The sequence below is a fragment of the Mycobacterium sp. ABE4_509 genome (genome assembly GCF_056160785.1).
Genome location: NZ_JBSWXU010000020.1, coordinates 1 through 12,637 on the forward strand (window position 1 = coordinate 1; position 12,637 = coordinate 12,637).

Sequence of the window (12,637 nt, forward strand, 5' to 3'; positions counted from 1 at the left end):
ACGAGTCGTCTTCGGCCACCTCCACACAGACCACAACAACCGTCAAGAGCCTTGCCAACTGGCAGCGGCTTGACATAGGAGAAACACATGAGCCTGGTCAGCTATGAGTGCGACGAACACATCGCCACCATCACCCTCAACCGGCCCGAGGCGCGCAACGCCATCAACGGCGAGTTGCGTCAGGACCTCAACGCGGCGTGGGAACGGTTCCGAGCCGACGAGGACGCGTGGGTCGGAATCCTGACCTCCAGCGGTGACGTGTTCTGCGCCGGCGGGGACCTCAAAGACGGCGAAGGATCGGTCGGCACGTTCGGCGGGACGTTCTGGGAGAAACCGACGATCAACTCGTTCGAGAGCGGGATGGAGCTGTTCAAGCCGACCATCGCGGCGGTGCACGGCCCCTGTGTGGGTTACGGACTGACCGGTGTTCTGTTCTGCGACTTCGTCATCGCGACCACGGCGGCGACATTCTCGTTCCCCGAGGTGTCGATCGGGGTGCCCACCATCGTCGGCGCCATCCGGCTGCCCGAGCGGGTGCGCTGGGCCGACGCGATGGAGCTGTTGTTGACCGGCAAGCCGGTCGACGCGCAGCGCGCCAAGGAGATGGGCCTGGTGTGGCGGCTGGTGGAACCCGGCGAGTTACAGGACCAGGCGCGGGCCTGGGCGCGCACCCTGACCGAGGCGGCGCCGCTGGCGCAGCGCGCCACCAAGGAGGTGGCGTGGCGGACGGCGAACATGGGCTGGATCGAGTCGGTGCGCTTCGGCGAGACGATGCGCAAGGTCGCCGGGGCCACCGAAGACGTCGGCGAGGGCATCGCGGCGTGGCGGGAGAAGCGCGCGCCGCGCTGGCGCGGGCGGTGAAGCCCGCCGGCCTCACCGGTGGCCGGATCTGCGCAGAGCGTTGCGGGGCCGCAGAAAGCCCGGCTGCTGGCGGGTGCGCAGGGCGCGCACGGTTCCCAGCGGGATCACCCGGGTGAAGAACGCGCCGGCGTCGAAACTGTTGCGGACCTCGCTGACATAGTCCCGGGGCAGACCGAAACGGATCAGCCCCTGGCTGACGTCGATCAGGTCGGCCCGCCGAACCGCCTCCACCAGCGGCGCATGCGGGCGGGTGGCGGGGTACCCGGTCAGCCGGTGGTGTTCGGCGACCATGCACGCCAACTCTTCTGACCAGTCCTGGCGCCCCGTCTGCGCCAGCCAGCTGTCCTGCGCCTGGATCGAGGGCACCAGATAGTCCAGCGTGTCGAACACCGCGATGTCGTGGAAAGCCACCGCGATCGCCAGCTTGTCGTCGCGGTCCGGGGCCTCGGAACTCAGCGCCCGGGCGAAGTTGATCACGCGATAGACGTGGGCGCGGTAGGCGTCCCAGCCGGCATCGTCACCGCGGGCCCGGTGCCGGTTGGACTCCAGGATTTCGTCGGCCAAGGGCAGGCTGTCGACGATCTGCGGCGCGGTCACCGGCGGGCCCACCGCGCTGCCGCATCACGCAGCCGGGGCGACACCCGAATCGAGAACAACCCGTTGAACACGTCTTCGCGCAGCCGGGTCAGCGTCGAGGTCTTGAACCGCCACTGTCCGTCGATCTTGACGTAGGTCTCCTGGTAGTGGCCGTACCCGCTTAGGTTCACCGCCGGCGCCAGCCGCACCACGTCGTTGAGGGCCCATACGCCGTTGGCCGTGTCCGGGCCGGTGACCTCGATCTCGGGCGCGTGCACCTGGTGCACGGTGGGCTGCCTGCCGAGGTTCTTGCGGACGAACGCAACGAACTCACCGGCACCGGTGATCACGCTTCCGCCGGACTGCGAAGTGTCGCTGACGAAGTCGTCGGCGAACAGCTGCCGCCACGCGTCCCACTGTTTGGTGTCGAGCAGTCGGCAGTAGCGGGCTTTGAGTTGCTTGATCGCTTCGGTCTCCAGCAGCACCGTCATGTCGTCCATCAACACTCCCGCCAGCCGTTTCGGTCGAGTATTGCACTCCCCCCGATTCGGCCGGCCGCACCCCTCACAGCCGTCTCCCAGCCAGCTCACAGATTTAGCAAGCGCACCTAATAGAGGTTAGCCTCTCCTTACTCACTAGCGTTCTCACTGCGGAGGGACACGACATGAAGGTGTGCGTGGTTGGTGCGGGGCCGTGCGGCCTGACCACGGTGAAGCAGCTTCTCGACGAGGGACACGAGGTCGTGTGCTTCGACAAGAACGCCGACATCGGCGGCATCTGGCTTCGCCACGGCAGCGACAGCGTCAGCGCCGAGATGAAAGCCTACGACAACCTCTACCTGACCATCTCGATGAAGCTGATGGCCTATTCCGACCACCCCTTCCGGAACAAGCGGGTGTTCTATTCCCGCCAGCAGTACTTCGACTACCTGACCGACTACGCCGCCCGCTTCCGGCTCGCTGAGCACATCCAGTTCGGCAGCGAGGTCACCGACATCGTGCGGTCGGGGAACACCTGGACCGTCACCGTCCGCCGCGACGGCGCCGAGTTCCAGCAGGAGTTCGGCGCGATCGCGATGTGCACCGGGCCTTTCAAGACACCCAACCGGTCCATCGCCGAGCTCCGGGCGTTCACCGGGGAGGTCGTGCACTCCTCGGAGTACCGCAACAACGAACCGTTCCGCGGCAAGCGGGTCCTGATCGTGGGGCTGGCCGAATCCGGCGCCGACATCGTGCGCGAGATCGCCGATGTCGCAGCCACCTGCACGCTGTCGATCCGGTCGTACACGTTCCTGCTGCCGAGAGTGTCCAACCGGGACAGGACGACCGACCACGGCACCGTGCGGGCGCACCACCACGAGATGTACCGCCGGGCCACCACCCACCCCTTTCACCTCGAATCATTCTGGGGCAGCAGCCTTGTCGCGAAGGTCCTGTTCATCGCAATGTCGCTGCTGTGCGGCGTCATCACCGCGGTACACGGCATCACGCGCCGTGCCGTAGGCGCGAAGCGCGCCGCCGGAACCGGGGTCAATCCGCTGGGCGAGCCGATCCCCCCCGCCAAGATCGATGTGGACACGCTCGACGACGAGCGGAACTGGAACCTGATCCGGTCCTGGAACCGTCGCTCCCATTCCGACGGGAGCTGGAGCCAACGCGGCATCTTCTGCAAGAACGTCAGCTTCGTTCCGGCTCTGGTAGCTGGGCGAGTGGTGCTGAACGACACCGGAATCGACGGAGCCGACGGCAACACTGTCCGCTTCGGCGACGCGAGCTGCGGCGAATTCGACACCATCGTGCTGTGCACCGGGTTCAGCACCGCGCAGTACTCGCTCGGCGATCTGCAGATCGAGGACGGAAACGTCCGAAATCTGTACCGGCACTTCCTGCACCCGGATCACGACGGGACCGCGGCGTTCATCGGTTTCATCCGGCCGTTCTCCGGCGGCATCCCGGTGTGCGCGGAGATGCAGGCCCGCTACTTCGCGCGCGTGTGCAGTGGCGAACTTCCCCTGCCCGCCGACCTCGACGAGAAGATCGCGCGCGACAAGCAGTGGGAGGAGCACTGGACGTCGCTGAGTCCGCGCCAGACCGAGTCCCACCCCTCACAGATCCTCTACCTCGACGCGCTGGCGCGCGAACTGGGCTGTCTTGTCCCGATGCGGCGGATGATGCTGAACCCGAAGCTGTTCATCCAGCTCTGGTTCGGCAGCTTCAATCCCTCGTGTTACCGCATCGTCGGCCCGCACAGCACCTCCACCGCACTGGCCGACCTGTACTCCGAGCCCGTCGACAACTGGTTCGACGGCGCCTTCCGCTACACCCTGCTGCAGCTGATGCCGTGGTTCGTGCACCCCAAACACCTGATGGGCTGACCGAGCCCGCCAGTTTCGAGACTGCGCGGTGCGGGAAACCCAGCGGCGCAGAGCACGCCGGCACAGGAGATGGGAATGTGATTCGCGATCGGGTCCGCGCTGCGGCGCGGCGTCTGGAGTCGGCGTTCCCCGGCGTGAGCATGGACGCCGACACCGCCCTGATGCTCGGCAAGGCCGTCATCGCTGGCACGCTCGCGTGGCTGCTGGCGACCGAGGTGTTCCACGCCAACAACGCGACGTTCGCCGCCTACACCGCGATGCTGCTCATGCATCACACCATCGCCGAATCCGTGCAGAAGGCGCTGCACTACACCGCAGCAGTGCTCGTCGGAGTCGCGCTCGTCGGCGTGGTGACCGTGCCGTGGGGCGTGCACCTCGTTCTCTTCCCGGCCATCCTGCTGGTGAGCCTGCTGGTGGGGCGCTGGTACCGGCTGGGCAGCCAGGGCTTCAACGTCACCGTGACCGCGATCTTCGCCTACGGCGTGGTCGCGATGCCCCAGGAGGGGCGCTCGCCACTGCAACTCATCGCAGACCTGGTCGCCATGGTTCTGCTCGGGGCGGGCATCGCCGTCGCGACGAACCTGCTCATAGCCCCACCCCTGCGCTACCGCAGCGCACAGAGCGCCGTCAGCACCTACACCGAGTCGGTGGCCCAGCTGATCGACGACATGGCCTCCGGGCTGACCGCTGGGATGCCCGACACCAACGCGGTGCGCGACTGGCGCCGGCGGGCCACCGAGTTGTCCAACCAAGGCGTCCAACCCCGCAGCACGATCGACCACGCCTACCAGACGACCAAGTTCAACCCGCGCCGGCTGCTGGCCCGCAAGACCGTCGCATTCGCCGCACACCGGGTGACGGTGTACACCAGCGAGCGGATCGCCCAGCAGCTGGTCTTCGTCACCGCCGGCCTGTTCCAGTTCGCCTCGGCCGACCGCGACCCGGAGCGGGCGCGCCGCAGCGCACGCGACGACTTCTTCCGCCGGTACGCCGAGTTGCTGCGCGCACTCCGCGATGCGGTCGCCGGCACCGCGGCCATCCACAGCATGGCCGACCTGCGGGACAGCACCGGGCTGTCCGACGGTGTCGACGCGGCCCGCTCGGCCCTCGACGATCTGAGCACCGCGGCAGCCACCGGCGGCGACCTCGACATCCCCAACCAGTGGGCGTTCTTCGGGCCCCTCTACACCGACGCCCAGAGACTGTGCGACGAACTCGAGTCCGCCCGCGACCAGTTCCAGGACCTCGACTCACACCAGCCCCGGTGAGTTCTCACTTCGAGAACGCCTCACGTCTGACGTTCTGCAGAAAGGTCGGCGCACCCTGTGTCGTCGACACGATCGGTGTGGTGCCGATGCTCGACCGGTCGTCGACGAGCGAGGCCAGATAGTCCGCGAGGTCGATGCGCGCGGTGAACGCACCCACCGGCGGCACGTCGCCGGCGATGTAGTCACTGACCCGCTGGCCGTCGAACAGCACCGAAGGCCGCACGATGGTCCAGTCCAGGTCGCTTCCTCCGACGACATCCTCCATCCGGCGCATGTCGGCATAGACCGTCTTGCCGATGGTTCTGCTGATGATGGGTTCGGCCAGGCGCAGACTCAGCGGAGCGTCGCGGCGATCGCGATAGTGATGCGCACCGGTGGAGCTGACCACCGCCAACCGCCGGACGCCGCCCTCAGCCATGGCGGCGACGATGTTGGCCGTCCCCGCCGAGAAGGTGGTCACCGGCCGGCGGGTGAACGGCACACCGAGCACCGACACAACGGCGCCGGCCCCGTCCATCGCGGCCGACACGGACTGCCGGTCGAAGGTGTCGGCGCCGGCCACGCACACCCGGTCGGCGCCGGGCCCGAGGTTGGGGAACTCGTCCGGGCGGCGGGTGACGGCGACGACGTCGCGACCGGCGGCGGCGAGCATGCCCACCAGGAGCAGGCCCGTCGGGCCGCTCGCCCCGAACACCACGACTCTGGCCGGCAGGCCCGGACCGGTCATTGTTTGTGCGCGGAGAGCAGGAAGCCGGGGAACATCAGCCGGCCCCGGTCGTCATGCTCGACCTCGGGGCCCGGCGCCGGACCGCCCGAGAGCGCGACGTCGTTGGCGTAGAGCTTGGCCGGGCGCACCTCGTCGACGGTCCACCGGGTGGCGACGGTGTCGCGCAGCTCAGCTGCGCTGAAGCCGTTGGGGCCGGGGCCCCCGCCGCCGTAGGCACGCTCGGCGAACGCCAGGATGAACAGTCCGGCTCCGGGCGCTGCGGCCCGGTGAATGGCCTCGACGTAGGCCTGGCGGCGGTGCACCGGCAGCGCATGCAGCAACCCGCTGTCCAGCACCGTGGCGAACCGGCCGTCGTAGCCGCCGAAGTCGGTGACGTCGGCCACCGCGAAACTGGCTGTGCGCAGGCCCCGCTCGGCTGCGGTGGCGGTAGCGGCGGCCACCGCCACTTCGCTGCCGTCGAGCCCCACCACGGTGTAGCCCTGCTGAGCCAGTGCCAGTGCGAGCTCGGCTTCCCCGCATCCGGCGTCGAGGACCTCGCTGCGGACCCTGCCCTGCTCGATCAACGCGGCAAGCTCGGGCTGCGGCGCTCCGATGCTCCACGGCGGCCGAACGTCCTGCCGGTAGGCGCTGTCCCAGTCCATCCGCTGGTCTGTCACCAGGTGTTCCCTCCTCGTCGAGGCGCCGGGCAGTGCTCTGCCGGGTCGCACCCACCACTGTGCCGCTTTTCGCACCGCTTGTCTACTTTCATGCTGAGTAGCATGATCGGTCACGTCCGCGACGATCGGAGACACTGGTGAGCTCAGCGGAGTCGATGCCCGACCCCGGGGACACGCTGGCGACGGAACGCAAGGGGCAGCGGACCCGCCGGCGGATCCTCGAACGGGCCCGCGCGGTCTTCGCCGAGGTCGGCTACGAACGGGCCACCATCCGCGGCATCGCCGCGGCCGCCGACGTCGACAAGTCGTCGATCATCAAATATTTCGGCACCAAACAGGCGCTGTTCCGCGAAGCCGTCCACTGGGAGATCCCGGTCGCCGAGCTGACCGAAGACGATGCGTCAAAGACCGCGGAGAACCTGGCGCGGGCGATGCTGACAGCCTGGGCCGCCGAGCCCAACAGCCCGATGTCCGTGCTGCTGCGTACCAGCATGACCAGCACCGACGCGGCCGATATCCTGCGCGACCACATCACCGGGCAGGCGGTCGACGCCATGGCGGCCACCATCGATTCGCCCGACGCCCGGCTGCGCGCCGCGCTGGCCGGCGCCCTGCTGATGGGCATCGCCAGCCAGCGGTTCATCCTGCAGATGCCCGACCTGGTCGACGCCGACATCGACGACGTCCTGCGGCTGATCGCACCGCTGCTGACCTCGCTGATCGACCCCGCCTGACCGGCGCTCAGCCGGTAGACACGGTCGCCAGCGGCCAGGCCAACGGGTTCAGCTGCCGGTAGGGGTCCGATTCACGGATGTCCAGCAGCTCCCGCATCGCCGTCTCCAGTTCGCCCTGGACCCGGTCTTTGACCTGCGCCGTCCACGCCTGGCCGGACACCCCCGACGGGCGGCGCGTGTCGATCGGCGGTCCGAACGACAGGTACATGCGTTGTGGCCGCGGGATCATCGTCGGACCGATGCCACGCATCAGTGGCATGCCGATGTCGGACCGGCCGCTGAGACGCCGGCTCAACCAGGTGCTGGCCCGCCCGAGCGCGCTGTCCCGGCGCACCATCGACGTATACACGTCGTCGCCGCCCACCAGCGCGGCCGTCACGATCGGATAGTCGTGCTCGATCGCGATGCGCGCGAAACCATCCCGGTTCTGCCAGCTCAGCGTGTACTCCTCGCCCTTGTACTTGCCGATCTCGCGGGCGCCGCCGGGGAAGACCAGGATGGTCTCGCCGTCGTCCATCAGGCGGTGCGCCGCGTCCGGAGAACCGATCACCGCGCCGAAGGCGGTGACCAGATCGGCCTGCAGTCCGCGCATCCGCCCGAACTGCCGGTCGGCCAGTGGTCGCACCCGCGCTCCGACCGTCCTGCGGACGAAGTACGGGATGAGCAGAACCTCCGCGGAGTTCTGGGTGTGGTTGCCCACGAGCAGGAATCGGCCGTCGGCGGGCAGGTTCTCCAGCCCGCGGACGTACGGGCGGTACAGGCGCAGCAGCGGCGACAGCGCATCGGAGGCGGTTCCGAGCACCGCCTCCAGAGCCCGCACGCTCGGCGAGATCGCGGGGAGGGTCATCGGTCGGAATCCTTTCACCCTGAGCCATTTCCACCATTGTCCACACAACGAAACGCCCGGCTGCGGGCCCGAGATCGCCATCCCCGATCCCGAGCGACGGAAACATAGCCCGACTACACTTCACTGTATGGAGCCCGGACCTTCCTCATCCCCTGAGCTGAATGGAATCCCCTCAGCCGAGGGCCCACTTCCGGGCCCGGAACAACTGCGCGGCCGGCCGCACGCACTACCGATCGACCTGCTGGGCGAGCTGCACGGCCCGGTGTTCTACGCCGATTTCGACGGGGTGCGCAAGCTCTACGTCTGCTCGGCGGCGCTGGTCGAAGAGCTGTGCGACGAGACCCGCTTCGCCAAGAACATCACCGGATCGCTGGAGCGCGTCCGGCCGCTGGCCGGTGACGGGCTGTTCACCAGCTACTACGGCGAATCCAACTGGCAGAAGGCGCACGACGTGCTGCTGCCTGGGTTCAGCTACGCCGGGCTGCGCAACTACCACGCCCCGATGCTCGACATCAACTGCCAGCTCATCGACCGCTGGGATGCCCGCGCCGGTAACGAACCCGTCGACGTGTCCACCGACCTGCAGAAGCTGGCGATGGACACCGTCGCGTTGGCCGGCTTCGGCGCGCGGTTCGAATCCTTCGACTTCGACGGCCTGTCCCCGATCCCGGCAAGCTTCACCACCGCCATCGTGGAGGCCCTTCAGGAAGGCGTGACCCCGACGTTCACCGCGGAGCGGGCGACGCTGCACGCGTACTTCGACGACCTGATCGCCGCCCACGAGTCCGGCTCGGCCGACGAGATGAACGACCTGTTGTCGGTGATGCTCGGACACGACGCCAACGGCGCCCCGCTGCTGACCAACGACAACATCAAGAACCAGATCATGACGTTCCTGATCGCGGGCCAGGTGACCACGTCGGAGCTGATGCCCAACGCGCTGTACCACATCGTGCACCACCCCGCGGTGCTGGCGCGGGTGCGCACCGAAGTCGACACCGTGTTCGGCGCCGACGACGACTACCTGCCCACCTACGACGACATCGGCAAGTTCAACTACCTGCGCCAGGTGATCAACGAGACGTTGCGGCTGTCGCCACCGGTGCTGGAATTCGACCGGATGGCGTTGTCGGACACCGTCATCGGGGGACAGTACCCGGTCAAGAAGGGTGAGGCGGTCAGCGTCCTGATCGGTGCGCTGCACCGGCAGCCGCAGTGGGGTGACAACGTCGAACTCTTCGACCCGGAACGATTCTCCCCCGAACGCTCCGAAGGCCGCTCGGCCAGTCTGTTCAAACCGTTCGGCACCGGCGCACGCTCCTGCATCGGCCGTCAGTTCGCCCTGCACGAAGCATCGCTGGCGCTCGCCCGGGTGATCCATCGCTACCGGCTGATCGACTCACAACACTATTCGGTGCAGTTCGACGGGCCGACCAGTCGCCGCCCGGCGGACTTCCACCTCGACCTCATCCGGCGCAGCCCCGAGGACCGGCAGGTTCGCGTCGCCCCCGCCGAGTCCCCCGGCACCGCGGGCGGGGGCGGTTCCGCCGCGGTCGTCAAGGCCGGGACCACGCTGGCGGTGCTGCACGGCTCCAACCTCGGCACCTGCCGGGCGCTGGCCAGCCAGCTCGCCGAAGAAGCCTCCGACAACGGTTGCCAGACCAGTGTGGCACCGCTCGATGCCGCGGCCGACGGCATGCCGGAGGCCGACGTCACGGTGATCATCGCCTCCTCCTACAACGGACAGCCCACCGACGATGCCCGCGCGTTCATGGCCTGGCTCAACGGATCCGAGGCCACGCTGGACGGCTCGCCGCTGTTCGCGGTGCTCGGGGTCGGCGACCACAACTGGGCCGACACCTACCAGGCCATCCCCAAGCGCATCGACGAGCGCCTCACCGAGCTCGGCGGCACCGCGCTGGTTCCCCGCGCATCGGCGGACACTTCGGGGGACCTCACCGGAACGGTCGAGGAGTTCGCGACGACCTTCTGGGCGGCGCTGACCCAGCGCTTCGGCGACCCCGACGCCGCCCCGGTCAGCGACGCCGACGAACCGCTCTACGAGCTGCGCACCATCGAAGGCCCGGTGACCAGCGCGATCGACACGCGCTTCGCCGTGACCCCGATGACCGTTCTGGAGAACACCGAGCTCGTCAGCGACCAGGCCTTCGGGCAAGCCAAACGCTATGTCCGCGTGGCTCTCCCACAAGGTGTCGACTACCACACCGGGGACCACCTGACCGTGCTGGCGGACAACCCGCCCGAGCTGGTGGACACGGTGCTGCAGCTGTTGGAGATCGAGCCGGACCTGCGGCTGTCGATCAACCCGCGGCGCAACTCGCGCCGGCTGATCGCCCTCGACCGCGAAGTCAGTGCCCGCGAGCTGCTGACCCATTTCATCGAGCTGCGCAAGCCGGCCACACCGAGCCAGTTGAAGCGTCTCGCCGCAGCCAATCCCTGTGTGCCCGAGCGACAGCGCCTCGAGGAGCTCGCCGCGGCGACCGAGCCCACCGTGCTCAGCCCGCTGGAATGCCTGCTGGAGTTCCCCGCCTGCGACCTCAGCGGCGGCGAGCTGCTCGAGCTGCTGGATCCCATGACGCCGCGGCACTATTCGATCGCCACCTCGTCACGGCTTTCGCCGCAGGTCGTCGGGCTGGTCGTCAGCGTGCTCGATGCCCCCGCACGCTCGGGGCGCGGCCTGTTCCAGGGGGTCGCCTCCAACCACCTGGCCACCATCAAACCCGGACAGCTCATCCGGGCCCGGGTCGACCCCGCACGGCAGGCCTTCCGGGCCGGAGCCGAACCCACCCGAAACGTGATCCTGGTCAGTGCCGGGACCGGCGTCGCGCCGTTCTGCGGCTTCCTCCTCGACCGGCTGGCGGCCCAGCAGGCCGGCGAGCCGTTCGCGCCGGCGCTGTGCTTCTTCGGCGTGCGCGACCCCGAGATCGACTACATCTTCCGCGACGAGTTCGAGGAGGGCGAGGAACTCGGCGTCGTGCGGATGCGGCCCGCGTTCTCACGAGCGGCGCAGGACGGGGTGCGCTACGTCCAGGACCGCATCACCGCCGACGCCGACGAGGTCTGGGACATGCTCGGCGACCCGGCCAAGAACGCCTACGTGTACGTATGCGGCGACGGAGCCCGGATGGCGCCGGCCGTGCGCCGGGCTTTCCTGGACATCTACCGGTCGCGCAGCGGGGCCGACGAGGACGCCGCCCGGGAATGGCTCGACGACCTGGTGGCCGACGACCGCTACGTCGAGGACGTCTGGGCCGGGTAGGTCGGCACCGGCGGCTGGGCGTGCTCGAACACCCGGTCCCACGCAGCGATGAGCCGGCGGGTGGCCTCACCCAGTTCGACGGCGGCCAGCCTGCCCCCGCAGTCGTCGACGAGAGCGAACTCCCGCAGCTTGCGCACGCCGTCGGACACCTCGAAATCGAAACGCGAATCGAGTTCCTCGCCGAACCACGACTCGATCCGCCCGTCCAGTTCGTGTTCGGCCAGCGGGGTCGGCGAGCTGCGCAGGAAGTGATAGGCCAGCACCGCCTCCTTCACTTCGGCCTCCTCGGCGGCATCGAGCAGATGGAAGAACACACCTGCGTCGTTGTCCAGGTTGCGGAAGTACAGGTTCTCCGAAAGAGCCTTGACGAACTGGATTTTTCGGTTCTTGAACTTGCTGAACTGCCGGACCAGATACCCGCCGAAGGCCGCCATGCCCGCCCCGATCGTCAGCAGCGTGCCCTGGTCGAGTTCCACCGGTTCGTCACGAAGTCCCAGATAGAACGCGATCAGCAACAGCAGCACACCCATCGACGCGACGAGCTTGGTGGCGATCACCACCACTCCGGAGATCGCGGCCGGCACCCCGATGAGCAGCTTGTCGATCGGCCGCATCGCGACATGCACGTTCGGATACAACATCTCGACGTCACGGCAGGGCACGTTCCCGAACAGTTTGATGATCGTCGAGCCGGGCGTGAAGGGAAGCGAGTCGAGGTCGCGGTCGCCGAAGTGCTGCTCGTCCTTGAACCTGACGTAGACCAGGACTTTCGCATAGCTGCGAAACACCACGGTCTTGCGGCGCAAGCCCAGCAGCTGCTTGTCGGTGCGCTGCCGGTGCAGCTCCCCGCGACGGAAGAACATCGCGTTGTCGATGTCGGCGGTGTCGATCTCGAGGCGAACCTTGATCATGCCCTCCTCGTCGAACGCCCGGGCGAGCTCCTCGTCGCTGATCCGGGTGAAGTTGGCCCGTTCGGCGAGCTCGACCAGTTCGTGTTGCAGACGCCCGGAAGCATCGCGGCGGGCCGCATCGTCGAAATGCATGACCCGCCGCACATCCGGCGACGGGCTCAGCGTGTGGTAGGTGTCCTTGATCACCTCGATTCGCTGCCGAAAACGATGGTGCATCAGCGCGGACAGCACCTCGGTGAACTCCCGGAACGACTGGCGATCGGCGGTGGGCAGCCGCTGGGCCAGCAGGTCCACGATCGCCGCCCGGCGGAACGGGATGTAGTGCTCGTCCTCGCCGACCCTGCGGGCCGAACCGGCAGACCCCGTCGGGGCCTGGAGGTGCTGTCTTCCGGTGATTGCCACG

11 protein-coding genes are annotated in these 12,637 nt (G+C 68.1%); 5 read left to right on the top strand and 6 right to left on the bottom strand.

The annotated features are described in order from the left end of the window. Positions 1–87: 87 nt before the first annotated feature. On the top strand, positions 88–861 hold the full coding sequence (locus ACXAID_RS06835) for an enoyl-CoA hydratase/isomerase family protein (protein WP_475021438.1): 774 nt from the start codon (positions 88–90) through the stop codon (positions 859–861). Between the two features lie 12 nt (positions 862–873). Here the strand turns inward: ACXAID_RS06835 and ACXAID_RS06840 are convergent, their stop codons facing one another. Next, on the bottom strand, positions 874–1,458 hold the full coding sequence (locus ACXAID_RS06840; protein ID WP_475021439.1) for an HD domain-containing protein: 585 nt from the start codon (positions 1,456–1,458) through the stop codon (positions 874–876). Next, on the bottom strand, positions 1,455–1,937 hold the full coding sequence (locus ACXAID_RS06845; RefSeq protein ID WP_475021440.1) for a nuclear transport factor 2 family protein: 483 nt from the start codon (positions 1,935–1,937) through the stop codon (positions 1,455–1,457). Before ACXAID_RS06845 ends, ACXAID_RS06840 begins: the two co-directional genes overlap by 4 nt. 164 nt (positions 1,938–2,101) lie before the next feature. On the opposite strand from ACXAID_RS06845, the gene ACXAID_RS06850 reads away from it, so the two are divergent. Beyond that, positions 2,102–3,811, top strand: coding sequence for a flavin-containing monooxygenase (locus tag ACXAID_RS06850; protein WP_475021441.1), 1,710 nt, complete (start codon positions 2,102–2,104; stop codon positions 3,809–3,811). A 77-nt stretch (positions 3,812–3,888) separates the two neighbouring features. After that, the gene (locus tag ACXAID_RS06855; RefSeq protein WP_475021442.1) at positions 3,889–5,079 is read left to right on the top strand and encodes an FUSC family protein; all 1,191 of its coding nucleotides are present in this window, start codon (positions 3,889–3,891) and stop codon (positions 5,077–5,079) included. Between the two features lie 4 nt (positions 5,080–5,083). Here the strand turns inward: ACXAID_RS06855 and ACXAID_RS06860 are convergent, their stop codons facing one another. Then, positions 5,084–5,806: an NAD(P)-dependent oxidoreductase gene (locus ACXAID_RS06860; RefSeq protein WP_475021443.1), complete on the bottom strand. Its 723-nt coding sequence runs from the start codon at positions 5,804–5,806 to the stop codon at positions 5,084–5,086. Beyond that, positions 5,803–6,462 carry a class I SAM-dependent methyltransferase gene (locus ACXAID_RS06865; RefSeq protein WP_475021444.1) on the bottom strand — a complete coding sequence of 220 codons (660 nt, stop codon included), beginning with the start codon at positions 6,460–6,462 and terminating at the stop codon, positions 5,803–5,805. The genes ACXAID_RS06860 and ACXAID_RS06865 overlap by 4 nt, the downstream gene beginning before the upstream one ends. 155 nt (positions 6,463–6,617) lie before the next feature. On the opposite strand from ACXAID_RS06865, the gene ACXAID_RS06870 reads away from it, so the two are divergent. Further along, positions 6,618–7,196, top strand: a complete 579-nt coding sequence (locus ACXAID_RS06870) for a TetR/AcrR family transcriptional regulator (RefSeq protein ID WP_475021495.1) — start codon at positions 6,618–6,620, stop codon at positions 7,194–7,196. Between the two features lie 7 nt (positions 7,197–7,203). On the opposite strand, the gene ACXAID_RS06875 is transcribed toward ACXAID_RS06870, so the two are convergent. Further along, positions 7,204–8,043 (bottom strand): lysophospholipid acyltransferase family protein, encoded by an 840-nt coding sequence (locus ACXAID_RS06875; RefSeq protein ID WP_475021445.1) that lies wholly within the window; start codon positions 8,041–8,043, stop codon positions 7,204–7,206. A 127-nt stretch (positions 8,044–8,170) separates the two neighbouring features. On the opposite strand from ACXAID_RS06875, the gene ACXAID_RS06880 reads away from it, so the two are divergent. Continuing rightward, complete coding sequence (locus ACXAID_RS06880; RefSeq protein ID WP_475021446.1) at positions 8,171–11,323, top strand: cytochrome P450; 3,153 nt, start codon at positions 8,171–8,173, stop codon at positions 11,321–11,323. On the opposite strand, the gene ACXAID_RS06885 is transcribed toward ACXAID_RS06880, so the two are convergent. Then, entirely contained in the window at positions 11,296–12,636 is a 1,341-nt protein-coding gene (locus ACXAID_RS06885) for a TMEM143 family protein (RefSeq protein ID WP_475021447.1), read from the bottom strand. The genes ACXAID_RS06880 and ACXAID_RS06885 overlap by 28 nt on opposite strands. Position 12,637: the final 1 nt, after the last annotated feature.